Source organism: Niallia sp. MER 6, assembly GCF_023714395.1.
Classification (GTDB): Bacteria; Bacillota; Bacilli; order Bacillales; family Cytobacillaceae; genus Niallia.
Map to the genome: position 1 here is coordinate 118,795 of NZ_JAMAUK010000004.1, position 23,466 is coordinate 142,260.

At 35.3% G+C, this 23,466-nt stretch carries 40 protein-coding genes and 1 pseudogene; 35 read left to right on the plus strand and 6 right to left on the minus strand.

What is annotated here, in order from left to right; genetic code table 11:
- Window positions 1-81 precede the first annotated feature (81 nt).
- Window positions 82-738 carry a phosphatase PAP2 family protein gene (locus tag M3600_RS07405; RefSeq protein ID WP_237940782.1) on the plus strand — a complete coding sequence of 219 codons (657 nt, stop codon included), beginning with the start codon at window positions 82-84 and terminating at the stop codon, window positions 736-738.
- Window positions 739-796: 58 nt separating this feature from the next.
- Here the strand turns inward: M3600_RS07405 and M3600_RS07410 are convergent.
- From M3600_RS07410 to M3600_RS07425, 4 genes and pseudogenes are all read right to left on the minus strand, one after another.
- A pseudogene (locus tag M3600_RS07410) lies at window positions 797-1,765 on the minus strand (hypothetical protein); the annotation flags it as partial.
- A 15-nt stretch (window positions 1,766-1,780) separates the two neighbouring features.
- Entirely contained in the window at window positions 1,781-3,214 is a 1,434-nt protein-coding gene (locus tag M3600_RS07415; protein WP_251645106.1) for a recombinase family protein, read from the minus strand.
- Window positions 3,215-3,265: 51 nt separating this feature from the next.
- Window positions 3,266-4,291, minus strand: coding sequence for an ImmA/IrrE family metallo-endopeptidase (locus M3600_RS07420; RefSeq protein ID WP_251645114.1), 1,026 nt, complete (start codon window positions 4,289-4,291; stop codon window positions 3,266-3,268).
- Window positions 4,288-4,674 carry a helix-turn-helix domain-containing protein gene (locus tag M3600_RS07425; RefSeq protein WP_251645116.1) on the minus strand — a complete coding sequence of 129 codons (387 nt, stop codon included), beginning with the start codon at window positions 4,672-4,674 and terminating at the stop codon, window positions 4,288-4,290. The genes M3600_RS07420 and M3600_RS07425 overlap by 4 nt, the downstream gene beginning before the upstream one ends.
- A gap of 162 nt (window positions 4,675-4,836) precedes the next feature.
- On the opposite strand from M3600_RS07425, the gene M3600_RS07430 reads away from it, so the two are divergent.
- The 13 genes from M3600_RS07430 (at window position 4,837) to M3600_RS07485 (ending at window position 12,578) form a co-directional block, all read left to right on the plus strand.
- Window positions 4,837-5,082, plus strand: coding sequence for a helix-turn-helix transcriptional regulator (locus tag M3600_RS07430; protein WP_251645117.1), 246 nt, complete (start codon window positions 4,837-4,839; stop codon window positions 5,080-5,082).
- A gap of 59 nt (window positions 5,083-5,141) precedes the next feature.
- The gene (locus M3600_RS28885; RefSeq protein ID WP_285854744.1) at window positions 5,142-5,264 is read left to right on the plus strand and encodes a hypothetical protein; all 123 of its coding nucleotides are present in this window, start codon (window positions 5,142-5,144) and stop codon (window positions 5,262-5,264) included.
- A 21-nt stretch (window positions 5,265-5,285) separates the two neighbouring features.
- Complete coding sequence (locus M3600_RS07435; RefSeq protein ID WP_251645120.1) at window positions 5,286-6,059, plus strand: phage antirepressor KilAC domain-containing protein; 774 nt, start codon at window positions 5,286-5,288, stop codon at window positions 6,057-6,059.
- Window positions 6,060-6,200 carry a hypothetical protein gene (locus tag M3600_RS07440; protein ID WP_251645122.1) on the plus strand — a complete coding sequence of 47 codons (141 nt, stop codon included), beginning with the start codon at window positions 6,060-6,062 and terminating at the stop codon, window positions 6,198-6,200.
- Entirely contained in the window at window positions 6,200-6,388 is a 189-nt protein-coding gene (locus M3600_RS07445; RefSeq protein WP_251645124.1) for a hypothetical protein, read from the plus strand. Before M3600_RS07440 ends, M3600_RS07445 begins: the two co-directional genes overlap by 1 nt.
- Window positions 6,389-6,475: 87 nt before the next feature.
- Window positions 6,476-6,634: a YqaI family protein gene (locus M3600_RS07450; RefSeq protein ID WP_251645126.1), complete on the plus strand. Its 159-nt coding sequence runs from the start codon at window positions 6,476-6,478 to the stop codon at window positions 6,632-6,634.
- A gap of 99 nt (window positions 6,635-6,733) precedes the next feature.
- Window positions 6,734-7,123 carry a hypothetical protein gene (locus M3600_RS07455; RefSeq protein ID WP_251645128.1) on the plus strand — a complete coding sequence of 130 codons (390 nt, stop codon included), beginning with the start codon at window positions 6,734-6,736 and terminating at the stop codon, window positions 7,121-7,123.
- Entirely contained in the window at window positions 7,123-7,680 is a 558-nt protein-coding gene (locus M3600_RS07460) for a host-nuclease inhibitor Gam family protein (RefSeq protein WP_251645130.1), read from the plus strand. The genes M3600_RS07455 and M3600_RS07460 overlap by 1 nt, the downstream gene beginning before the upstream one ends.
- Before the next feature lie 2 nt (window positions 7,681-7,682).
- Window positions 7,683-8,102 (plus strand): hypothetical protein, encoded by a 420-nt coding sequence (locus tag M3600_RS07465; protein WP_251645132.1) that lies wholly within the window; start codon window positions 7,683-7,685, stop codon window positions 8,100-8,102.
- On the plus strand, window positions 8,102-8,794 hold the full coding sequence (locus tag M3600_RS07470) for an AAA family ATPase (RefSeq protein ID WP_251645134.1): 693 nt from the start codon (window positions 8,102-8,104) through the stop codon (window positions 8,792-8,794). Before M3600_RS07465 ends, M3600_RS07470 begins: the two co-directional genes overlap by 1 nt.
- Window positions 8,794-9,252: a DUF669 domain-containing protein gene (locus M3600_RS07475; protein ID WP_251645136.1), complete on the plus strand. Its 459-nt coding sequence runs from the start codon at window positions 8,794-8,796 to the stop codon at window positions 9,250-9,252. The genes M3600_RS07470 and M3600_RS07475 overlap by 1 nt, the downstream gene beginning before the upstream one ends.
- Before the next feature lie 84 nt (window positions 9,253-9,336).
- On the plus strand, window positions 9,337-11,691 hold the full coding sequence (locus M3600_RS07480) for a phage/plasmid primase, P4 family (protein WP_251645145.1): 2,355 nt from the start codon (window positions 9,337-9,339) through the stop codon (window positions 11,689-11,691).
- A gap of 461 nt (window positions 11,692-12,152) precedes the next feature.
- The gene (locus M3600_RS07485; protein ID WP_251645368.1) at window positions 12,153-12,578 is read left to right on the plus strand and encodes a hypothetical protein; all 426 of its coding nucleotides are present in this window, start codon (window positions 12,153-12,155) and stop codon (window positions 12,576-12,578) included.
- Between the two features lie 10 nt (window positions 12,579-12,588).
- On the opposite strand, the gene M3600_RS07490 is transcribed toward M3600_RS07485, so the two are convergent.
- Window positions 12,589-12,759, minus strand: a complete 171-nt coding sequence (locus tag M3600_RS07490; RefSeq protein ID WP_251645147.1) for a ribbon-helix-helix domain-containing protein — start codon at window positions 12,757-12,759, stop codon at window positions 12,589-12,591.
- A 124-nt stretch (window positions 12,760-12,883) separates the two neighbouring features.
- Between M3600_RS07490 and M3600_RS07495 the strand changes: the two genes are divergently transcribed.
- The 18 genes from M3600_RS07495 (at window position 12,884) to M3600_RS07580 (ending at window position 20,058) form a co-directional block, all read left to right on the plus strand.
- The gene (locus M3600_RS07495) at window positions 12,884-13,195 is read left to right on the plus strand and encodes a hypothetical protein (RefSeq protein WP_251645149.1); all 312 of its coding nucleotides are present in this window, start codon (window positions 12,884-12,886) and stop codon (window positions 13,193-13,195) included.
- Window positions 13,122-13,634, plus strand: coding sequence for an HNH endonuclease (locus tag M3600_RS07500; RefSeq protein WP_251645150.1), 513 nt, complete (start codon window positions 13,122-13,124; stop codon window positions 13,632-13,634). Before M3600_RS07495 ends, M3600_RS07500 begins: the two co-directional genes overlap by 74 nt.
- The gene (locus M3600_RS07505) at window positions 13,597-14,136 is read left to right on the plus strand and encodes an ERCC4 domain-containing protein (RefSeq protein ID WP_251645152.1); all 540 of its coding nucleotides are present in this window, start codon (window positions 13,597-13,599) and stop codon (window positions 14,134-14,136) included. Before M3600_RS07500 ends, M3600_RS07505 begins: the two co-directional genes overlap by 38 nt.
- Before the next feature lie 25 nt (window positions 14,137-14,161).
- On the plus strand, window positions 14,162-14,314 hold the full coding sequence (gene fbpA / locus M3600_RS07510; RefSeq protein ID WP_251645160.1) for a Fur-regulated basic protein FbpA: 153 nt from the start codon (window positions 14,162-14,164) through the stop codon (window positions 14,312-14,314).
- A complete protein-coding gene (locus M3600_RS07515; RefSeq protein ID WP_251645162.1) occupies window positions 14,298-14,564 on the plus strand; it encodes a hypothetical protein in 267 nt (88 codons plus the stop codon). The genes fbpA and M3600_RS07515 overlap by 17 nt, the downstream gene beginning before the upstream one ends.
- Window positions 14,565-14,595: 31 nt before the next feature.
- Window positions 14,596-14,913: an organic solvent tolerance protein OstA gene (locus tag M3600_RS07520; RefSeq protein WP_251645164.1), complete on the plus strand. Its 318-nt coding sequence runs from the start codon at window positions 14,596-14,598 to the stop codon at window positions 14,911-14,913.
- 119 nt (window positions 14,914-15,032) lie between these two features.
- The gene (locus tag M3600_RS07525; protein ID WP_396953789.1) at window positions 15,033-15,287 is read left to right on the plus strand and encodes a DUF3310 domain-containing protein; all 255 of its coding nucleotides are present in this window, start codon (window positions 15,033-15,035) and stop codon (window positions 15,285-15,287) included.
- Entirely contained in the window at window positions 15,274-15,831 is a 558-nt protein-coding gene (locus M3600_RS07530; RefSeq protein WP_251645167.1) for a dUTP diphosphatase, read from the plus strand. Before M3600_RS07525 ends, M3600_RS07530 begins: the two co-directional genes overlap by 14 nt.
- Before the next feature lie 13 nt (window positions 15,832-15,844).
- A complete protein-coding gene (locus M3600_RS07535) occupies window positions 15,845-16,192 on the plus strand; it encodes a hypothetical protein (protein ID WP_251645170.1) in 348 nt (115 codons plus the stop codon).
- Window positions 16,193-16,317: 125 nt separating this feature from the next.
- Window positions 16,318-17,040 (plus strand): phosphoadenosine phosphosulfate reductase domain-containing protein, encoded by a 723-nt coding sequence (locus M3600_RS07540; protein WP_251645179.1) that lies wholly within the window; start codon window positions 16,318-16,320, stop codon window positions 17,038-17,040.
- Window positions 17,041-17,087: 47 nt separating this feature from the next.
- Window positions 17,088-17,318 carry a hypothetical protein gene (locus M3600_RS07545; RefSeq protein ID WP_251645181.1) on the plus strand — a complete coding sequence of 77 codons (231 nt, stop codon included), beginning with the start codon at window positions 17,088-17,090 and terminating at the stop codon, window positions 17,316-17,318.
- A gap of 3 nt (window positions 17,319-17,321) precedes the next feature.
- A complete protein-coding gene (locus M3600_RS07550; RefSeq protein ID WP_251645183.1) occupies window positions 17,322-17,471 on the plus strand; it encodes a hypothetical protein in 150 nt (49 codons plus the stop codon).
- An 86-nt stretch (window positions 17,472-17,557) separates the two neighbouring features.
- Window positions 17,558-18,016, plus strand: coding sequence for an ArpU family phage packaging/lysis transcriptional regulator (locus M3600_RS07555; RefSeq protein WP_251645185.1), 459 nt, complete (start codon window positions 17,558-17,560; stop codon window positions 18,014-18,016).
- Between the two features lie 400 nt (window positions 18,017-18,416).
- The gene (locus M3600_RS07560) at window positions 18,417-18,593 is read left to right on the plus strand and encodes a hypothetical protein (RefSeq protein ID WP_251645187.1); all 177 of its coding nucleotides are present in this window, start codon (window positions 18,417-18,419) and stop codon (window positions 18,591-18,593) included.
- A gap of 76 nt (window positions 18,594-18,669) precedes the next feature.
- Window positions 18,670-19,101, plus strand: a complete 432-nt coding sequence (locus M3600_RS07565) for a hypothetical protein (RefSeq protein ID WP_251645189.1) — start codon at window positions 18,670-18,672, stop codon at window positions 19,099-19,101.
- 51 nt (window positions 19,102-19,152) lie between these two features.
- Window positions 19,153-19,404, plus strand: coding sequence for a hypothetical protein (locus M3600_RS07570; protein ID WP_251645190.1), 252 nt, complete (start codon window positions 19,153-19,155; stop codon window positions 19,402-19,404).
- A gap of 23 nt (window positions 19,405-19,427) precedes the next feature.
- Window positions 19,428-19,757: a hypothetical protein gene (locus tag M3600_RS07575; protein ID WP_251645192.1), complete on the plus strand. Its 330-nt coding sequence runs from the start codon at window positions 19,428-19,430 to the stop codon at window positions 19,755-19,757.
- A complete protein-coding gene (locus M3600_RS07580) occupies window positions 19,750-20,058 on the plus strand; it encodes an HNH endonuclease (protein WP_251645206.1) in 309 nt (102 codons plus the stop codon). Before M3600_RS07575 ends, M3600_RS07580 begins: the two co-directional genes overlap by 8 nt.
- Window positions 20,059-20,155: 97 nt before the next feature.
- Here M3600_RS07580 and M3600_RS07585 read toward each other — a convergent pair whose 3' ends face one another.
- Window positions 20,156-20,293 (minus strand): ribbon-helix-helix domain-containing protein, encoded by a 138-nt coding sequence (locus M3600_RS07585; RefSeq protein ID WP_251645208.1) that lies wholly within the window; start codon window positions 20,291-20,293, stop codon window positions 20,156-20,158.
- Between the two features lie 108 nt (window positions 20,294-20,401).
- Here M3600_RS07585 and M3600_RS07590 point away from each other — a divergent pair, with 108 nt between their 5' ends.
- The 3 genes from M3600_RS07590 to M3600_RS07600 all read left to right on the plus strand — a co-directional run bounded on the left by M3600_RS07590 (window position 20,402) and on the right by M3600_RS07600 (window position 23,462).
- Window positions 20,402-21,286, plus strand: coding sequence for an HNH endonuclease (locus tag M3600_RS07590; RefSeq protein WP_251645210.1), 885 nt, complete (start codon window positions 20,402-20,404; stop codon window positions 21,284-21,286).
- Window positions 21,287-21,417: 131 nt separating this feature from the next.
- Complete coding sequence (locus tag M3600_RS07595) at window positions 21,418-21,753, plus strand: terminase (protein WP_251645212.1); 336 nt, start codon at window positions 21,418-21,420, stop codon at window positions 21,751-21,753.
- Window positions 21,750-23,462 (plus strand): terminase TerL endonuclease subunit, encoded by a 1,713-nt coding sequence (locus M3600_RS07600; protein ID WP_251645214.1) that lies wholly within the window; start codon window positions 21,750-21,752, stop codon window positions 23,460-23,462. Before M3600_RS07595 ends, M3600_RS07600 begins: the two co-directional genes overlap by 4 nt.
- Window positions 23,463-23,466: the final 4 nt, after the last annotated feature.

The following is a 23,466-nucleotide window of genomic DNA, read 5'->3' on the forward strand; positions in this document are numbered from 1 at the left end:
TACCTGTAAACCATATTTCCACGAAAAGAAAGATTTGATAAAATAGGCAATAAAAAGCAATCTTTACTTACGGAGGGAAAAATGACCATCAGGAAATCGAAAACAGCTTTGGCTTTAGTGGCATTATCATTGTTTATTTTTATTTATTTTGTTTCTGTAATAGCAAAAGGAAAAGACCTGTTTTTTGATGGAAGCATCCAAAAGACTATAATGGATTTATTCCCTGAAGGCACTCATTCTTTCTTTGAATTTATCTCAGCATTTGGTGATAAAATAGGCATTGGTGCAATCGCGATAATTGTTCTAGTATGGCTATGGATAAGAAAAAAGGATTATTTAGGAATGGCAGCCTTTGTGCTTAGCGTTGGTCTTGGCAATGAATTCAACAAAATCGTTAAAGACGCAATCGCCCGCCCGAGACCGCATTTTCATGATATTGCCGACGCAGACAGCATGAGCTTTCCAAGCGGCCATGCAATGGTTGGCTTTGTCTTATATATGTTTATCGCCTACCTAATCGCAAGGAAATTAAAAGGAAGCACACAAAAATGGCTAGTTACCGCTGCCGCCTTTCTGTTTATCCTGCTGATAGGAGTAAGCAGAGTAGTCCTCGGCGCCCACTTTCCATCCGATGTAATCGGCGGCTACGCATTAGGGCTAATTTGGCTGTATTTGTGGATTGCTCTTTATGAAGTGCTACAGGTAAAACTTACTAAGCGAGTAAAGATAAGAACATAATTTTTTAGCTTCTTACAAGCAGAAGCTCCATCTATCCTTCACATAGATGGAGCTTTTTTTATATCAGTATTATGGCCACAATCGTCGTAACGAATAAGCCGACAGCAACGGGGATAAGATTCCGTCTTGCAAGCTCGAACGGATCGACGTTACAGATGGCAGCAGCGGGGATTAGGGCCCAGGGAACTAGGGTACCTCCGCCAACCCAAATCGCTGCAATCTGCCCAAGCGCTGTCAAAGTGCTAATACCAGTGCCAATCGCATGGGCAAATAAGCCGGCAATGGAACCTGCAAGGGAAATGCCTGAGAAGCCGGAGCCGTCCAGACCTGTGATGACACCTACTGCTGTTAAAGTAATGGCGCCTATTTCTTTTGTGAGTGGAACGGTTGAGGCTAATGCGACACCAAGGTCATTGACGAGTCCTAGTGAGGAATCGGGAAGATGGTCGCCGACGATTGAAGTGAACCCAGAGTCGCCGAGATAGAAAAATGCGGCGATTGGAATAACAGGACCAAACACTTTAAAGCCAAACTGGAACCCTTCAATTAAGTAGCTTGTTGTTTTTTCAAGTCCTTTGTTTTTATAGCTGACAAGGGTAATAAGAACAAGGATAAAAATAGACGTTCCACCTACTAAGGCTGTAGCATCACCGCCTTGGAGATTGAGTATATACATTGCAACAACATCAAGCACAAAGAGAATGGGGATTAGAATGGAGAAAAAATGTTTTTGTGTTTTGGACAGTAAATAGCTCTCTTTTTTTGGAAGGATTGTTGTCTCAGAGCTGGTAACGCCTGTTTTATGTGTAAGCTTGCCGCTTTTTATATCTCTTTTTATTAAGAAAAATGCAGTGAGTGTTGTCACAAGCCCCATGACTATGACAAGGGGAATGCTTGCTTGCATGACAGATTCGACAGAAATGCCTGCTGCGTCTGCTGTCAGCTTTGGTGCTGCTTGAATGACATAGTCACCGGATAAGGCAATGCCATGACCGAACAGGTTCATTGCCATTGCAACTGGTATAGCCATCAAAGGAATCTTTTATTTGAGTTTAAATCGTTCGATAATTACAGACGGGGATTTCCCAGGAGCCCTTCGATAATCAGAAGGTATGTCAACTGTAATTGTCTCAAACAATTCATTAATAAAACTTTTCTTTTCAAAGTCATTTGCACTATTCCACATGTCTGAAATATTATTCAAAAGGGATATTACTGATTCATAGTCTAAAGGTGAATAGTCTTCTACGATATTATTTAGTTCCTCAGACAGAATTGTTTCTTTTTTTGTATCTTCTTGAGTCATTTCTAGATACTCATCTTGTGATATAACTTGATTACCGAGTGCCATTAACCAAGTTTTCTTTCGATTTTTTATAGCTGACAATTCCTTTTTTAACTCTTCAATCTTTTGTGATTGGTCTTGCTGTTCAATTGGGTGTGCTTTTAAGTCTTCTTGGGATAGTTGAAAAAAACGTTCTGGATCATCTGCTGATAGGTTTAAAAAGAACTCAGTTGTAAGTGCCTTTTCAGTGAACATCGGAAGGTCACAGGTCCCACTATTCTTTTTAGCAATACATATATAATGCTTGCTTCCACGGGACTTCTTAGTATATCCAGATAACGCACTTCCACATCTTGCACACCGCAATACTCCAGAAAAATGGAATGGAGAAGTAGCTTTTTTTCCTTCTACGGTTCTTAGTCTTCTATACTGTTGAGTAAGATTGAAAATATTTTCATCAATAATGGTTGGATGCTTAATATCATCAGAGACAATCACATCTAATTTTGAATTATTACCCCATCTTAATTTACCTGTATAAACTGGATTGTCTAACATCTTGCCAATTGTACGGATATCCTTCTTAATCCCAAACTGATTTAGAAATAATGCAATAGTACGCATTCCTTTTCCGTTATTGTAGAGTCTAAATATGTCCCTTACAAAACGTGCTTCTTCCTCTTTAATAACAAGTTCTCCATTTATATACTCATATCCGAATGGTGGTTTCCCTCCATTACGTTCACCTAACATAGCCTTTTTAGTCATATTAACCACTACACGTTCTGATATTGTTTCGCGTTCCCATTGTGCTATAGCTGCAACCAAAGTAATAAGGAAACGTCCTATAGCAGTTGTGGTATCGAATGGTTCTGTGACAGACCTAATTGCGATATTATTTTCATCAAAGAGTTTTAGAAGATCATCCAGGTCTCGAACAGATCGAACTAAACGATCCAGCTTATAGAAAACAACAACTTCAAATTTACGTTCCTTTGCATCGGCTATAAGCGCTTGTATGGCAGGTCTATTTAAGTTCTTTGCACTTACTCCTTCTTCCACATAAGTATCGTATAAAAGCCATTTCTGCGACTTTGTAAAGCTTATACAGTGTTCCTTTTGGGACTCTATACTATAACCTTCTCGAAATTGCTCGTCTTTAGAGACACGTGTATATATTGCTGCTTTCATAACATCACCTCTATCTAAAAAAGAATGTATGTTTGGTGAAAAAGTAAAAAATTAAAAAGGAAGCTTTTCTCGATATTCCTTTTGTTCTTTCTCTATACTCCAATCGTCTAATATTCCTTGATCAAAAAACGTTGATTTATTGCCGCATTTTACGCAGTATCTTGCGTTTCCATCTAAAATAGTTCCACATTCCCATTGTACTTCGCCATTCCAAGTATCTTGATTTGTACATTTATTTATCAAAAATAAGCCACAAGTTTTGCAATGGTCTCCGTCATAATGTACTTCCTCATTTCCACATCTGGGACATTCAATAGCTCTTCCCATACCATCAACTTTATATCCATCATATATCATTTCAAATATTCCCTTCCCCTTATAAAAATTATCTGAAGAGCAGACTGGACAATATAGTGCATCTTCTTCGATAAAATAATGAAAACATTGCAAACAAGTTTTTGAATGTAAACTTAAATGAATGAAGTCTTTAAAGTTTTCTCTTTGAAACCTAATGTATTGAGAAAAAATTTGTCTATAATCTAATATCAATGTATCTAATCTAACCTTAGCAGCGGCTGCGGATATTTCAAATTTCGAGATAATATCACTAATTGAATTAATATTGAGATCCTTCACTACCATTACTGGTGCCAAACTATTTCTAGCAAAAGAATTAGCTTCATTTTCTAAAACTTTATACTTTGCATTCGTAAGAGTACTACGTAATAAAATTGTTTCATCAAAATCAACTAGGTGGTTCATATAAATATGACCAATTTCATGCATTAGAGTAAATCTAACGCGTCCTTGGACTTGAATAGTATCGTTGTAGGCTATAGTGTGATTAATCCCATCATAAATCGTATAACCATCTTCACTTTGAAAAGCAGTTTCAATGTCTTTCACAGTGACCCCGTATTCTTCAGCCAATTCGGAGTAGGTTGTTAACCCCCATTTATTGTTTTTGATTATCTGAAAAGGGTCAAATGGGAAAAAAGTTATCTTTTCACGAAAGAACAAATTATTAACTTGAAGCATTACCTTGTCATATCTAGCTGTGCGAGGGAAATAATTCATTCATCTAAAGCCTTCTTTCCCTTTTGCTGCATCGATTTTATTAACCCTTTTAATAGTTCTTTATCACTTGATTGGAGATTTTTGATATCTCTAGCTAAGGATCTAACTTCTGGGTCAAATCGTTCCTCAGTCATTTCTTTGTTAACTTGTACATCTTCAATATATCCAGCTTTTTTCAATAATTCATTTACTGGGTAATCATACGCCTGGGCTAATTGTTTTAAAGTATCTGCAGAAGGTCTAATTGGAGCTTTTGTTTTTCTATTGATACCCAATTCTAAATCGCGAATATATGTGTGACTTAAACCACTTTTATTAGCTGCATCTCTAAGGCTTAATTTGCCTCTAAGTCCTTCAAGAAATCTCCCCAAATCATTTTCCATATAAAATCTCTCCCACTTAATGTATGTTCCATATTACATATTGTAAAATACACCCTACAAAAATAATAATATTTTATTGTTGTTTTTACTTGACGAACTGTAAGATTGATACTACAATAGGGTTTGTAAGATTGATACAACGTCAGGAAGGGGTGACACGAAATGTTGAAAAATAAAATTAAGTACCTTAGAAGAAGTGAAAAATTTGATTTAACACAAGAACAACTAGCAGCAAAACTTGGAGTTTCTAGACAAACTATCAATGAGTTAGAAAAAGGAAGAGCACCTTCGGCAGAATTATTATTAAAAATTTCTTCTTTTTTTAATATGGATCCCAGAGATATTTTTTTTATTGACTGTGTTGTATCGAACTTACAGTCGGACAGCGATAAAGTTTCTACAGGATAGTCTTTCCGAAAACATAACAGACAATCAATGGTTCATAAACTTTATCAGGAGGCGATCTTATGATAAAAGTTCCTGCGGATAAATTAGCTGCAGCAGTAAACAAACATCTGTTACCTGGAGTAATTCGTAATCTTGCTAAAGAGAAAGTATTAAAAAAGGATAGCGATAAAAGAACTTCATAAATGAAAGGAGAAAGTAGAGTAATGAACTTAACAATAATCCAAGCTAACAATCAACTATTGGTCGAAAGTCGCGAAGTTGCAGAAATGGTTGGGAAAGACCACGCACATCTCCTAAGAGATATCAGAAATTACCAAGAAGTATTAGGTAAATCCAATTTTGGATTGACGGATTTCTTTATTGAAACTAACTATAACGATGCGCAAGGAAAGAAAAGAGTTTGTTTCCTAATAACCAAAAAAGGTTGTGACATGGTAGCAAACAAGCTCACAGGAGAAAAAGGAGTATTATTCACCGCAGCCTATGTAACGAAGTTCGAGGAAATGGAGAAACAATTGAAAGAGCCATTCAGGCTCCCGACTACATACAAGGAAGCATTATTGCAACTAGTGGACCAAGTCGAAAAGAATGAGCAACTGGAAACAAAGAATCTGGTACTCGAACAGCAGGTAAATGAGTTTCAACCCAAAGCATCTTATTATGATCTTGTTCTTCAAAGTAAATCGTTACTTTCAGTTACGCAAATAGCTAAGGATTATGGAATGGGTGCACCAACACTGAATAAGAAATTAAATGAGTTAGGTGTCCAGTATAAACAAGGTGGAGTATGGCTTCTTTATTCAAAACACCAGGATAAAGGATATACGCAAACAACCACCCATATCATTGATGAAGAAAAATCTAAAGTGCATACAAAGTGGACTCAAAAGGGCAGATTGTTCATTTACGATTTGCTTAAACAAGTTGGCATCCTTCCAATGATAGAAAGAGAGTTACATAGAAAGGATGTGAGCTAAATGTCAAACTTTCAAAAAGCAGAAATGATGCTTCAATTTGCTGGGGAAATGCTTATAAAGAATCGACCATTGGTTGCTAATTGGGCTACAAGGAAAAGTCATCAGTATTATCAATTGGAAATGAAGGGTGTGAGTAACTAATGTCAGTAAAGAATCTTAATACCTTGCAACAAGAATTGAGAGATTGTCTGAGGGTTTTGAAAGAAGATATCGATGATATTCAACCTGGTGATGAATATAACCCTGATATATATAAAGAAACCATTCACGAAATTTCTTTTATAGAGAAGACCTTAAATCGTATTTGGGAATTAAAACATAGCAATTAACTATTGCGTCAAACAGGCGCATTCCTTTTTACCCACAATGCAGAAATTGTTGAAAGGTAAATGTTCTACTTGAAGGAGGTGATACATATGCGAAAAGTTGAAGATTATCCAATTGAAGATGTTTTTGGAGATGAAATTTGCGAAGGGGATACTTACTTTGTGTTTGGTAAAGATACTGTTCTTCAATCCAATGTAAAACAATACTTAATCGAAAAACAGCATGTGCAATGTTATGAAGCAGTATAAAAAAAGACCCACGCGCCAACGTAGGTCCGATAATTCAAAACAAATTTTGTAATTTAAGTTTAAACATAAACAAATAAAAAATCAACAGGGGGAGGACAAATGCCTTATTTTGATGCCAAAAACAGAACCGTTTTTAGCCCTGTGAACGATAAGCTTGAGCCACTTTTTAAATTTTTAGAGCAACATCAGCAATCCTTGAGTGGCAGTAACTTTTATGATGATCTTGTTGAAATATATGAATATCTGGACCAAGTCCTAAAGGAGCCGAAAATATTGGATGTTTCCACTTTAAAGGAGAATGATATTGTTCGCTATTATAACTTTGACAATGGAAAATTCCTCATCGATGAAGGGATAGTCAAAAGTGACAATATTTATAAAGACGGTATAGAAGTCCATGGTGATGGATGGAAACAGTATGTAGGCAAATGGTTTATAAGCGAAGTTATAAGAAACAATCAAACAATTTATAAACAGGAGGAAAAATAATGAATGCATTGCAAAAGTTCGAATTGATGGAAGTTGAGGATATTGAGTCTTTGGAGTCAACAGAAAGTAAATTTGAAATCACTGATTTGGATAGCCTTAACTGGGTATTCCGCAAATTGGCTGCATTGAAAACTAAAGAAAAAGAAATTAAGCAGCTGGCCAATGTTGAACGGGACCGCATTTCCCAGTGGGAGCAAGGCGAATTGTCTTCTATCACAAATAGCACAAGCTTCTTTGAAGCATTAATACAAAAATATCATTCTGGGAAACTTGCAGAAGATCCTAAAGCTAAAACAATCAGTACTCCTTATGGGAAGTCCAAAACAAGAGCAAGTAAAGAAGCAGCTGAGAAAGCTGATGAAGAAAAATTGCTCGATTATGTTCTAGAAAATGGTCTTGATGAATTCGTAAAACAGTCTGTGAAATGGGCAGATGTTAAAAAGACATTCAAGATTGTGGATATCAGTGGTGAAAAGGTAGTTGTGGATGACAATGGGCAGATTGTTCCTGGCGTTTCAGTAAAGCCGGCATCCGTTAGTTATAGTGTGGAGGTTTAAGTATGGGTGCTTATGATGAACCTACAAAAGAATGTCCATATTGCAAAAACGATATGTATGCCGATTTTGTAGATGTTGGTGTAGGAATGGTGCAGTGTGGTCCATATCATTGTAATAATTGCAACGCTAGTGAGATAGGTCCCGAATTGCACGATTGGTATTACAAGGACAGAGAAGGAGAAACAATATACCTTACAGCAAAAACAAAATATTACGAATGGGCGAAAAAGAAAATGAAATTTATTGGAGGTCCAGTTTTAAAACCAGGTCATCCATTCACTGAAACAGAACTGAAAACAGGCTATTACCAAGGAAAAATATCTCCTTATGCAAATACAGTTGCCGGTCATCTTGTAGACCATAAAGAAGCAAAAGAAGCATACCGAATTGGTCTGTTAGATGAAAAGAAGGGAGTAAGTTAATGCAAACAACAAACGGTGCCCAAATAAGTAAAAGTAAAAAAGCGAAAATTATTATCTATTCAAAGCCAGGTAACGGTAAAACAACAGTTGCAGGTTTATTAAAAGGTAAAACTTTAGTGCTTGATATTGATGGAACGAGCCAAGTCTTATCCGGATATTCAAATGTAGATGTAGCAATCATTGATGGTAGAAAGCCACATGATAGCATTCTAGAATTCTTTGGACATGCCAAAGCAAACATTAATAATTACGACAACATCTTTATTGATAATCTAACACACTATCAAAAATTGTGGCTGCTTAAGAAAGGTGAAAACACTAAAAGTGGTTTACCTGAATTAAAGGATTATGCATTGCTGGATAATCATTTATTGAAGTTAGTTGAGACATTTAACACTTTAGATGCAAATATCATTTTCACTGCTTGGGAAACAACCCGAGAAATTACAGAGGAAAATGGTACTAAATACAATCAGTTTATTCCTGATATCCGAGACAAAATTGTAAACCACATAATGGGCATTTCTCATGTAGTGGCCCAATTAGTAAAAAAAGCAGACGGTACACGAGGTTTTATGCTGGAAGGAAATCAAAGCGTTTTTGCTAAGAACCATTTAGATGATCGTAAAGGTTGTCTTCAAAACGAATTACTTATGCAATCCACAAATGAAAACACAGGGGGAAATAAATAATGTCATTTTTCAAAATGGAAGAAGTAGAAGAAGTAAAAGGATTCCAATTACCAAAGCCAGGTAAATATGAAGCAGTTATTATCAATGCAGTTGCTAAATTAACACAAGCTAAAAAAGACATGTTAGTTGTTGACTTTGAAATTCGTTCAGATGTTCCGCAAGAATCACAAGGTGCAAAGATACTGTACAACAATTTCACCTTTGAACACCCAACAGCTCAAGGTATCGTGAAATCTTTATGCAAAGCTGCTGGATTTGCAAATAACCATGTATTCACTTCTTGTGAAGATATGGCAAAACAACTGATTGGTAAGAATTTAGAAATTGGAGTAAAACACGAAAAAGGCAATGATGGAAACAACTATGCAAAAGCAAGCTATTACAATCCATCAACAGCAAATCCGCCAGCACAAGTAGGTCCAGCAATTCAAATCGGAGATGAAGATCTACCATTCTAAGAAACTGAATAGAGAAGTTGGTATTGTACTAGCTTCTCTTTTTTATACCCAAAAACAGAGAAAAAACGTTAATCGGAGGGCGCGATGAAAGAAAATCCATACAATTTTAACGAAATCCCTGCCGAACTAAAAGCCCTGCCTCAATGGATTTTATGGAAGTCGGAAAAGAAAAACGGAAGATACACAAAAGTTCCTTGTCAAGTAAATGGAGAAATGGCACAAGCCAATAACCGGAGTACCTGGAGTACTTTTGCAACAGCAGTAAAGTTTTATCTTGAAGGAGATTATGACGGGATTGGATTTGTTTTTAGCCGTCAGGATAACTATATCGGAATTGATATTGATAAGTGTGTTGTGGAAGGCAGGCCTAATGCTTTTGCAACAGAGATTATCGACACTTTAGATAGTTATACAGAATTTTCACCATCGGAAAAAGGTATTCACATCATTATCAAAGGTAACCTTCCACAATCTGTTTTAGGTACTGGGAGGAAGAATACAAAGCATGGATTAGAAATTTATTCATACGGTCGGTATTTTACCTTTACAGGTAACAGAGAAAATTCAAACGAGATATATGATCGTACAGATGAACTTGCAGAAGTATTTGAACAGTACTTTGATGATTCGGATATTCAAGGAAGAGTGAACCTTGCAGAGTTTGAGAAAGACGAAATTAAGATATCCAATGAAACACTTTGGGAAAGGATATTCCGTTCGAAAAATGGTGATGAAATACGTAGCCTATACAACGGAAACCTAATAAATGATGACCATTCCGCAAGTGATTTAGCACTATGTAATCACCTAGCATTCTGGACTGGAAAATCAGCAACACGTATGGATGCTATGTTCAGAGAAACTGGTCTTATGCGTGATAAGTGGGATGTTATCCACTTTAGAGAAACAAATGAAACATACGGTGAAAGAACAATCGGTACTGCTATTTCTTCCACTTCTACAACGATTCTAGACAACAGGGAGCAATTCGAAGAATTTTCCTTTGAATTCAGTACCGGGGAAACAGAAGAAGTTGAGGAAGTGAAGCCGAAAAAGAAATTCAGATTAACTGAATTAGGAAATGCAGAACGGATTGCTTATGAATATGGCCACGTAATCAAATACGTTTCAGATATGGGCTGGCTTATATGGGACGGTAAACGGTGGAAAATTGATAACAAAAAAGAGATTGAAAGAATAACAGCAAAAGTACTTCGCGGTCTCTATAAATCAGAAGATGAATCTGAAACAAAATGGGCTAGAATGTGCGAACGAAGAAACATAAGAATGAACAGTATAAAAGACTTGATGCCACTTGTTCCAGCTGAACGTGAAGATTTTGACCGACATAAATATTTATTCAACGTTGAGAACGGGATTGTTGATTTAAAAACAGGCAAGCTGCAGCCCCACGATCGTGAACTAGGATTAACGAAAATCACAAATGTAGAATTCAATGAAAATACTCAATGTCCTGAATGGCTAAAATTTTTAGACCAAATATTCCAAGGAGACAAAGAGCTAATTGAATACATGCAGCGATTAATCGGTTACTCCCTAACTGGTGAAATTACCGAGCAAATCATGGTCTTCCTTATCGGTGGTGGTTCTAATGGTAAATCAACTTTTATAAATACCATTAAGGATCTTATGGGTGAGTACGGAAAACAAGCAAAGTCGGATACTTTCATCAAAAAGAAGGAAACAGGTGCGAATAACGATATTGCCAGATTAGTAGGTTCACGCTTTGTATCAGCGATTGAAAGTGAAGACGGGGAACAGTTATCTGAGGCATTCGTTAAGCAAATAACTGGTGGAGAGCCGGTGCTGGCACGGTTTCTTAGACAAGAATATTTCGAGTTTATCCCTGAGTTTAAGGTATTCTTTACAACAAATCACAAGCCGGTAATTAAAGGTGTAGATGAAGGGATATGGCGCCGTGTAAAACTTGTGCCATTTAATTTACAACTCCCGAAACATAAACGGGATTTAAAGCTGCCGGAAAAATTATCACTAGAAATGCCTGGCATTTTGAATTGGGCGCTCGAAGGGTGCTTGAAGTGGCAGCAGTCAGGATTGAGAGAACCAGCTATCGTACAAAAATCAACTGGTGATTATAAAGAAGACATGGATATCTTAGGTCCGTTTTTATTTGAAAGATGCTATAAAAATGATTCAGTAAAAATTGAAGCAAAAGAATTATATAAAGTTTATTCGGATTGGTGTTTCCAAAATGGTGAACATTCACTGCCGAATAGGAAATTTTATCGCACGCTCGAATCTCAAGGTTTTAAACGAGAACGAGGCACCGGGAACAAATTTTTTGTCCATGGAATTACTTTAATCGAGCGTAGAAGTAGTTTTTCACAGCAAGAGTTACTGGAAAACGAGGAAAAACAGGGTGGAGAGTTAAAAAGTAACTTCTTTAAAGTAACCTAAAAACCTTTATGCACCAAGGGTTCAAGTTAGTTTTATTACTTGTTTAGTTACTTTTGTTACTGTCTCGGTATATTAATAAAAAAATAAAAAAATAAATATATATATATTAGGAGCGTTAATACCCCGGAGCCGATAACTTTTGTAACTATTAATCCCAAACCCTTGGGGCTGTAAGGATTAACGAGTTATTAATTAGTAACTACCCACTGAAAATACCTGTTTTTTAGTAACGAATTGGAGTTGAAAAAATTGGAAAGCTTTTTAACTGAAAACATCGCAAAAGATATAAAAAGTTTTGAAACTACAGATTGTCTATATAAACGTTACTTAATATATTGCCAATTTCATAATCTTATTCCAATTAGCAGAAGAAAGTTTGCTTTTGAAATTAGAAAAAGAAATGTAGGTGTTAGGCATTTTTCCCAAGGTAAAGTCGGAAGATGGGGAGTGAAGTTGCTGCCATGCAAGTATTAAAAATATTGAGTGCTATTTGGAAATCAGGAGCCAATATTTATCTTGATAATACGGATAACCGTATTGCGATAAAACAGAAAGATTTAATTCCAGTAGAAGTAATGCAAGCAGCTGAACAGAACTTTCAACAAATTGATGATTGGTTTAAGTCTTGGAAGGGTGAAAGCGCAGATAAAATTACGATTCGTAAAGCTTTACACGTATTTTGCGGATGGGAACAAAATGAAAAGCTTAATAAATGGCTATGTGATGATACAGATTCTCTTTTTTTACTTCACGATTGGACTGTTGTTTTAGCAAAAAATAATTGGATCAATATTTATGATGACTTTAGAAATTACGAAAATACAGAATCAAACCGTATGGCGAGAGAATTTTATGAACGAGCCATCAAGTATACGAAGTCAAAATAAAAGAACTCTACTATTCAGCAGAGTTCGAGTATTTCTTTAATAAATCTTCTAGTGCTTCATCGAGAAGTTTACTCATCGGGATCTTTGTTTCGTCTGATAAATTTTTCAACGCATCATAAAGTTCAATCTTTACAGCATTAGATAATGGTTTTCTGTTTTTTAACCCTCTTTTTTCAGTCATGGATTTAATCACCTCTTAAGTCAAGTTTACTACAACAATTAATTACTATCAATTACTGTTAGTTGGTGGTAACTACATGTAGTTTTTGGTATAATTATAGTAACAGATAAACGGGGTGATTATTGTGGGTGAAACTAAAATTTGTAGTAAATGCGGTTCGGAAAAACCTTTAAACAGAGATTATTTTCGCTTGTCAAAAGGTAGTAAAGACGGATTCAGACCTGAATGTAAAGAGTGTTCTAAGCAAAGATCGAAAAAATATCGTGAAGCAAACAAAGAAAAAATTAGAGAATACGGAAGAGAATACTATAAAAGAAATACAGAAAAGGTTAAGGAATACGCAAAGAAATCCAGAGAAAATAATGTTGAATCAAACAGACGAATGCAAAAAAGAGTGGGAAGAAAAAAACAAAGAAAAAAGAAGCCAATATCATAAAGAGTGGTATCAAAAAAATAAGAAACGCAAAAGAGCAAACGAAAGAAAGCTCTATTTGAAAAGCGAAAAGTACAGAAAATATAAATCGGAATTACGCAAAATAAGACATCACAGAAAAAGAAGTGCGGTTTCAAACTTTACTCTAATTGAATGGGAAAAATGTAAAACCTTTTTCGATAATGAGTGTTGTTATTGTGGGGGTAAGAGTCAGGAATTACAACAAGATCACTTTATTCAAGTAGCGAAAAATGGAGAGTATACAAAAACTAATATTGTTCCTGCTTGCAGTTCATGTAATTCAAGTAAAAATGATAGAGATTTTTTTGAATGGTTTAAACAACAAAAATATTATTCTCTCGAAAGAGAAATAAAGATTCTTAGTTATCTAGGGAGAGAGATAAATGATTCATTATCATTATACGGATGCAGAGATAAATAAAATTCTGAAAACCTTAACGATAATATGCGATACAAGGGAAAACGTAAATGGTCACATATTAGCGTATTTACGGCAGAAAGACGTGCCAATTAAAATTCAAAAATTAAATGTTGGTGATTATTCCGCTTTAATCCCTAAAAACGATGAATTAGGGATTAAGCGTGATATTTATCTGGATAGTGCTGTAGAAAGAAAAGCACATATTGATGAAATTACAGGGAATTTGCAAAAGGATACGCAAACAGCATTTGAAAATGAATTAATTCGGTCAAAGGACATTCCCTTTACTTTAATTGTGGAGGACCTACGCGGCTATGAAAAAATGCTTAAAGGTGATTATCGTTCAAAATATAATCCATTGGCTTTACTCGGCAGGCTGAACACATTCAAAGCAAAATACAATTTCGAAATTGTTTATCTGGACCAGAGATTCAGTGGGAATTGGATATATCATCATTTTTATTATCAAGCCAAACATTATCTTAAGACAGGTATATTTTAATTCTTATGCCTAAAGGTGGACAAACATGACTAATGAACAAAAAAAGGATGAACTTAAAAGCGAGTTAATCCAGTTGAACTATTTTAAAACTCCAGATGGAAAACAGTTGTATGAACTGTCCGTTGAGGAGCTTGAAACCATATTGAAGGAAGTGAAAAAGCATGAAGGAGTTTTATGAAATTAAGAAGCAACTGCGTGATCTTATAGACAATGGGCCAACTGATGAATCAGAAATGTTTCTAAGAAAATTACATGATTTTATTGTGCAGCAGGATAAAACACTTAGAGAGACAAAGAGAAACAGTCGTTTCAAAAGATATATAGAAGTAGGATTAGAAAACTTAGAGCTCCATGATAAAGTACGGAAGCTCGAGGAAGAAAATAAAACAATTAAACAAGCCTATGAGGGTTTAACAAAAGCATTATAATCAAAAATCTTAAAATAAGGGAGCTAATAAAATGGCAAAAGTACAACTTAATCAAAAGGAACAACATTATGCAGATACTCGTGAAGAAGCAGAAGAAATTGTTACAACAGCCAAAGAAAACAATAATCTTCAAATGCATAAAATCTCAGAGAAGTACAACAAGTTCGGACAGTACTTCCTAATCGATTTAACATACGCTTTTCAAACTCCTAAAGAAGTCATGGAGAGCAAACCACAAAAGGATGATGCTCCAGAAGGGCAAATGAGCATAGATGACCATGAAGGCATTCCTTATTCTGTGGATGGCCAAGGTAATGTTTCCGTCGCAGATGAAGCAAACAATGGCTAAACGAAAGCCAAAATGGACTCTCCTTTTCCGATTGGAGGAGGGGAGACCAGTTTATTTATACGAACCGTTGCAAAAGTATGAACTGCAGAGTCGAATGAGGAATGGATGGAGGATTATACGTGAGCGAAGATATTATTAATAAACCATCCCATTATCATAAAAATGAAATTGATGTAAATGGGTATCTGGAGAAACATTTTCCTAAAGAAGGTTCTTACACAGTTGCAGAAGGGTTTTATATCGCAAATGTTCTTAAGTATACAAGCAGATATAAAAATAAGAATGGCGTAGAAGATTTAAAGAAAGATAGGTTTTATATTGATAAATTAATTGAATTGGAATCTAAGGGGGAAAAACAAGATGAACTTAGCTAAGTTATTTGAAACACAAAAGGTGCTCAGGGATAGAATCGGTTATGAAGGTGAAGATCGTCTTGAAAAGTTAGTTCTAGCGCTTCAAGTTGAAATTGGCGAATGTGCGAATGAATGGCGCGGTTTTAAGTTTTGGAGTAAAGACCAGGAGCCGAGAACTAACATAAACACTTGTGGACATTGTAACCGCCTAGGTAAGGAAAGTTGCATTGGATGTTATGGGAAATTATATAAAAACTTACTCCTTGAAGAATATGTAGACGGATTACATTTTGTATTGGAATTAGGATTGGAACATGGAATTGATGAATTGATTAATGGGTTAGCGCTGGAAATTATAAATTGCTCCACTATTACTCAACAATTTTCATTGTTAATGAGCACTGATTGGGATATATACGAAGAAGGGCATGGTGGATATTATCACGAAGGACTTGAATTGTATATTGGTTTAGGTGATATGCTTGGCTTCACATGGGAGCAAATAGAACAGGCTTACTTTGAAAAGAACAAAGTGAATCACGAACGTCAAAATTCTGGATATTAAGGAGCTGCTCATTATGAAAATACAAACGTTAATGAAAAAACATAAAAAAGAAGAATTAGCTTCCATGTTGTTAGCAGCACAAAGCAAACTAGATAAATTAAACCAAGGAGTCTTATTCCATACAGATAGTGACATCAATCATACTTCTTTGATTGTGGATGGCGAACCTGTACAAGATATGACCGCAATTCGCATATTTGCTCATCGATCATCAGGAGTAGAAGTTTCGTACGAAAGCCTAAATTCAAATAATGAATATAACCGTAACTGGGTGTATGGGGAAGATGCGAATCTTACTCGTGTCTATAAAGAATATAGAAGGTTAAAAAATGCTGAAGATACTAATTTGCAAAAGGTTTAATATGCAATACTTTCTTCTAGGTTTTTGGTCCGGTCAGGCATTTCTGTTTGTGGTTATTTATTTAGGATTCAGACATCAAGAGAAGAAGCAGAGTAGATAACAATTGTACGGTAAGGAGTGGAGAAATGAAAACTGTGGCATGGTTTAGCGGTGGTGTAAGTAGTTTCATTTCAATTTATCTATTTAAAGATGAAATTGACGAAATTTATTACCTAGATGTACAAGAACAACATCCAGATACTTATCGATTTTTAACAGATTGTGAAAAAGTGCTAGGTCGCGAAATTATAATTCTTAAAAATGAAAAGACCAATAGTGCGATGGATATTATGAAACAACGTCGTTATATAAATGGCCCATCTGGAGCACCTTGTACAAGTGAGTTGAAACGAAAAGTACGTCAACGGTGGGAACAAACGCAAGAAGATATATTACGTTATGTATGGGGTTATGACAGCGAAGAAAAACATCGTGCTGAACGGCTATTAAAAACAACACCAGAGCATGAGCATGTATTCCCGTTAATTAATGCCATGCTGACAAAAGATGAAGTACATGGCTTACTAGAGCGTCTAGGCATTAAACGTCCTATTATGTACGAATTGGGTTTCAGAAATAATAATTGTGTTGGATGTGTTAAAGGTGGAATGGGCTACTGGAACAAGATACGCAAACATTTCCCAGAACGATTTAAAGAAATGGCAGATTTAGAACGTGAAATTGGCGCATCGTGTATTAAGGGTTGTTTTTTAGATGAACTAGATCCAGAACGAGGACGAATAGAAGATGAAATTATGGGCGAATGTGGGATATTATGCGAAATTGCTTATAGCGAAACGTGTGATTGATATACTGCGCCAAACGAAACTAATATGTGGAAAGGAAAGTTGATTATATGAAAAATACACTAGGTGATTTAAACAACCATTTATTTGCACAGTTAGAACGTTTAAGCGATGAGGATCTAGAAGGTGAAAAGTTATCCGAAGAGATTGAACGTGCTAAAGCTGTTACTACCGTAGCAAACCAAATCATTTCTAACGGTACTTTAGTGCTTCAAGCTCAAAAGTTTCATACAGAATATCAGTCAAAGGATATCCCTAAAACAAGAATGCTGGAGGGATAACCAATGGTTAGATTATTTACTGGAGAACAAGAAAAATTCCTTAGGGATAATACTTGGGGTAAATCTAATCAAGAATTAGCTGAATTAATCAACTTGCTGGAGATAGAGTATGTATATCTTGTGGGGCAGAATGGGCAGATGCAAAAGTTTTAGTTAAAGATGATGAATAAAAAAAGACAGGATTTCTCCCATCTCTTAATTAATCAGCAAATTAATTATACCACTAAATGGGGGGAGTCATGTTGAATCAATTGTCCTTTGTGCTTCCTGAAATAGATAGAAAAGCCACACAATTAGCTGTGGAAGGCGAATTAGAGAAATATCGACTATTTAAGTACTTGGAGTTTGAGGAAAGAGAAGCGAGCATTACAGCTAGTTCAGAACCAAGATACCATGGTCCAACTAATGAAACGAGTGACCAGACTTCTAACATTGCTACATACAACGCAGATCAACAAGCATATAGAAAAAACTTTTGTAATCGAGTAGAAAGAGCTGTAGCAAGGTTGCCTAAGATGGAACGATTTCTAATTGAGGAACGTTATATGACGAATGAATCGGAGTATTTAACAGACCACAATGTATATTGCTTTAAGTTCCAACCACCAATTAGCCATGTAACGTATAACAAAATACGTTGGAAAGCTTTTTATCGGTTAGCACTTAACTTAAATATCGCTGTAACAAAAGACGAGTAGCTTTCAATTTATTTTAAAAATTATAGAAAAATTATTTAACAAAGCTTTAAGATATTAGGTTTTACACATGTTATATTTATATCATCAAGAAAATATTTAAAAGAACAATATGTGATGGCGGAATAGGTAGACGCTTAGAATGTTTTAAACACATTCGACAATTCGGTAAGGTTAACTTTGCTTTTGCCCACTCAAATATCTGTTACTTAGAGGCGCAACCGAATGAGATGTTAACTATGTAAGGTGCAAATCCTTACTCACATATTGATTATTAAAAAGGAAACGTTCCTAGCTTTATAGGAGCGTTTTTCTATGTTTGTGACTATTTAGTCGAAAGATTAAATAAAACGCGAAATACGCCAATTCTGGCAGTCTGACAGACTAATAAGAAGGTGATGATATGAAACTTAAAGATCATCTTAAAACAGAACAATTAAAGCAGCTTGGAAAGATGGGGAAGAAAAAGAAAAGAAAGAAACAGCAGCCTAAGGAAGAAAAGGTTGATTGGATTAACATTATGGGCATGGACAGGGGTAGATATAGTCGTGGCCGTGGTGGAGCTATTAGAAGAAAGTAATGTCGCTATTTGACGAAATATAAAGATTGTCCACTTATTTCCTTTCTCTGATAATTAGGAGGAAAGGGGAGATTAAATGAGCGATAATATTTTCAAAGGAATAAAATTAAATGTTAAACCTATTGTACCACCAACCTTTGAACCACCAACTATTAGTCCAGAACTAGAAGCAGCATTGGAAGAGCAGTGGGAAGAAAAGGAGTTGGAAAAACAAAGAGTGATAGATTATCAGAATGAGTCTTTGGAATTGTTGAGAAGCATTAATGAAAATACAAAAGGTTTAGATGTTGTTGTTGAATTACTCAAAACAAATAATAAACAACAGGAAGAAGTATTAGGATTGATCACCGAGATACTTGCTATTAGTACAGGTGATACAGAGGAAGTTGTTGAAAGTAAATATAGAAGTGTTATGAATAAAATAACATCAACAGTTGAAGATGTAGAAACCATACAAACTCTATTAGGATTCGCAAAAACAATATACTTTTTAGCAACTAACAGTTAGGCACCTATTTTAGGTGTCTTTTTATTTTTGAGAAAGAAGGAGTGTATCAAAATGAAATTAACTAAACAACATTTAACTAATACTTTTAAGGGAGCACGTGAAAATGGTGCTTCTTTTGTTTTTGTAGGAATAGAAGCAGAAGGAATCCAAGAAGTAATTGCAGTTCCGAAAGTATCTTTTGATGCTAAAGAAAAGTTCTATAACAATGCATACAGTGATGAACTTGTCCATGTTATGAATAGCAAAGTAAAAGTGTTTGGTCTCACGTATGGAGAAGCCGAATCTATAACTGAATTGGTTTAATGATTTCAATTGGAGAAAGAAGGGTGAAGAAAATGAAAGTTAATCTAGGACTTGATTCTGAAGCAGCAATCAAAGAATTTACTCGTAATGTTTCTGAAATTATAAGTAAACATTTAACTGTTGATGGAGTGAAGAAAGTACCTCTTCTAAGTATTGAACTGGATGAAGAGAATGGAGTACCAAAAGTATTCTACAAAGGTGAAGAGATTAAACTCAAACGAGAGATATCATTTCATTGGGAATCAACTACTGACTATAATGTTGGTGGACTAACATATTTGATTGAACATGTTGAACCTGGTTGCATCGTTAACAGAATAGAGCGTAGAGTGAAAGGTCACGCGTGTGACTGAATATAAAACCAAGGAACAAAAGAGTAAGTTCTATAAGTCGAGAAGTTGGGAGTCTCTGAGGTTAAAAGCTTTAGAACGTGATAACTATGAATGTGTATGGTGTCGAGATGAAGGAAAGGTCACAACTAAAGAGCATGTTACGTTGGAGGTCGACCATATTGCAGAAATAGAAACCAATCCGGAGTTAGCAGAGGAACTAAATAACTTGCGTACTTTATGTAAACATCACCATAATTTACGGCATAATCGATTTGGTTTTAATAAGATGCCTAATAAATGGGCAAAGGATGAACGGTGGTAGTGAACGTAAAAAGTCACCATAATAAATGGTGACTTTTCCTTTGCCGTTAAGGCTTTGAAATTTTTTAGGACCGCAGTTGAGTTGTACTCAAAGGGCATTATTTATTATACTTCTCAATTACTTCTTTGATAGCTTGTTCGACTAATCTCGCTTGAGGTATCATTGTTTCTTCTGAAATCTTTTTTAGTTGTTCAATTAGCTCTTCATCGAGAGTAAACGTAATTCTTTTTTTCATTAGGTTTCCTCCTAGCAATAATAAGATAATAACATACTTATATTGTAAGTGCAATACTTTTATTGTACAATATATATATGGTTAAGTATTGCATTGGAGATGAGGTAAATGCCATTAACATTAGAACAAAAGGAACAAATTAAAAAATTACGATTAAGTGGTAATGGCTATGTTGCTATAGCTAATGAGTTGAAAGTAAAAAGAGATCAAGTAAGGAGCTTTTGTAGATTAAATAATTTAGATGGAGAAAGAGGAAAAAGAAATACAAAGGAAAAGATTTTTTTAATTACCTGTAACAATTGCGGAAACACAAAAAGGATGAATAGTACTAAAGCCAAGTTTTGCAGTGACAGTTGTAGGAGAAAATACAACGGGAAACATCGAGGGCATGACCAAACATGTAAGCAATGTGGAAAAGTATTTAAAGAGTATATAAAACGCAGCCATTGTTCTATTGAATGCAGAACGAAACATGAATTAGAGCAACGAAAAGAACGAAATCTTTTGAGCGATATGAATCGAAAAGATAAAGAGATTGTTAGATTAGTAAACACTCTTAATCTTATAAGTAGCAGGATTAGGTTTTGTTCCTATTGTGGTAATCAATACATACTCAAAAAGAATGAAACTGGTTTTAAATATTGTAGCGAAGAGTGCAAGTGTGAGGGTTATAAAAAGAACAGAAGAATTAACAATAGAAAACGAAGAATCAATAAAGATAAACGTCTGAATAAGAATGGGAAAATAAATTATTCAATTACATTGGATAAGTTATACGAAAGAGACAAAGGTGTTTGTCATCTCTGTAATGAATATGTTGATTACAATGACTTTATTGTTACTAATGAAGATTACTTCATTGCCGGAAATCGCTACCCATCTATTGACCATGTGATTCCAATTGCTAACGGAGGATTACATCAATGGGACAACGTGAAGTTAGCGCATAGGCAATGTAATTCCATTAAACAAGATAAAGTCATTGAATCGTGAAAAAGATATAGCCCCCCATCTCAGGATGGAGGGTTTATTTTGTTGGCGGGGACCGGTAGGAGGCCCTAACCGTCTAAAAATATTTAAAAAACAAGTCCTTCACATTAGGGGTGTAGGGGGGAGGGGGTAGTATGGATAAAATAAACCTAGATGAATTAAGAAAGCAATTATTATTACGAATTGATAATGATGATTTGCTGGAAGTAAAAAAAATAAATGATTTAATTCGGCTACATGAATTAGATGCAGAATGTGATACAGTGATTGATCGCGATGGAGTAAGTATAACTATTGAAAATGGGAAGCAAAAATTCATAAAGAGCCATCCCAGTATGAATGAGAAAATGAAAATAAATGCTCAGAAGATTGCTCTTGAGAAATCCATTAAATTTAAACTGAAAACACCGCCTGCTCCTCCTCCTGCACCAACTGTGGATGGCCAACAAAAGCGTGGTAGTTTAATTTGATTACTTATAGCTACGTTGAAGAGTATATTCGCCAGTGGAGAAATGGCGATATCACTTTAAACAAAAGACGTATTAAGTTAATTGAGTTGATTGAACGTGACATACTTACTTCTGAGGATATGTATTTTGATGAGGAACAAATCGAAAGCTATATTCAGTTCACAGAAAAGTATTATTTCCCACTTACATTGACACAGAAATTTAAAACCTGTTTTATCTTTTTGTATTACAATGATGGTTCTTTAGTATTTGATGAACATTTAGATTACGAAGGTCGCGGCGGTGGGAAAACAGGTCGTATTTCTACACTAGCGAATTATTTCATTAGTGAGCTACATGGTATAAATAATTACAATGTATCTGTTGTTGCAAACAGTGAAAAGCAAGCGAAGATGTCATTTACAGAAGTGTTTAACACGATTGATAAAGATGACAGATTGAAATCTCACTTTCGCCATAAGAAGGCTTTAATTGAATCTAGAATCACGAAATCTGAGTTTCAATATCATACTTCTAATGCAAATACCAAAGATGGATTGCGTGATGGTTGTGTAATTTTTGAAGAAATTCACCAGTATGAAAACTCGTCCACAGTTGATGTCTTTACATCGGGTCTAGGTAAGGTGCGGAATCCAAGAATATTTTATGTCGGTTCGGATGGATATGTCCGCGAAGGATTCTTGGATAAGTTATTAGAAAGAGCGGATAATCTGTTAAATGGATCAGTAAGTATTCGTGACGATGGATTATTTCCTTTCATGTGTTGTTTGGATGAAGAGGAAGAAATGCATAATAAAGAAATGTGGCAAAAGGCAAATTCGCAATTTCATCCACCATTAACGAGTTATGCAAAAACACTGTTAAGAACGGTAGTGAAACAGTATAACAAATTGGAACATAATCCTGATGGTTATGAAGAGTTTGTTACAAAACGGATGAATTTGCCAAAAGTGGATTTGGAAAAGAGTGTAACGTCTTGGTCGAAAATCAAAGCAACTAATCAATCATATAATTTAGATGAGTTAAAAAAACGTGAATGTATTGGGTCATTAGACTATGCTTCAGTTCGAGACTTTGTATCAGCGGGATTGTTTTTTAAAAAGAATGACATTCTCTTTATACCTAAGGAATTAACTCACTCATATGTATGCAAGCCATTTGCTGATAAACATTATGCCTATAGCAAGAATAAGTCTGAGAATAATAATAAGAAAGACCATCGGAAATTCGCTCCAATTCGTGAGTGGGAAAATGATGGTCTTTTGACTGTCTTAGACATTGAGACTATGGATCCGCATTTAGTAGTTAGGTGGTTTGTAACAAAACGAGAAGAGGGTTGGAACATTAAAAAAATTATCGGAGATAACTTCAAGATGGATGTTCTTAAACCAATCTTTGAGGAATGTGGTTTTGAGGTTGAAGTTATACGAAATCCAGATGCTGCTAGTGGGTTATTAGCTCCACGGATAGAAATTGCTTTTGAAAATGAGCAAGTTGTTTTCGGGGATAATCCATTAATGCGTTGGTATATAAACAATGTACTTGTTAAGCGGCTTCCTAACGGTAACAAAGTATATCGTAAAAAAGAAGAAGTTAAACGGAAAACGGATGGTTTTATGATGTTTCTATATGCAGTGTGGGCTTCAAGAGATTTAGAGGATTACGATGTTTCAGATGCATTAGACGTTTTAAGTGCATTGAACTTTTAGGGAG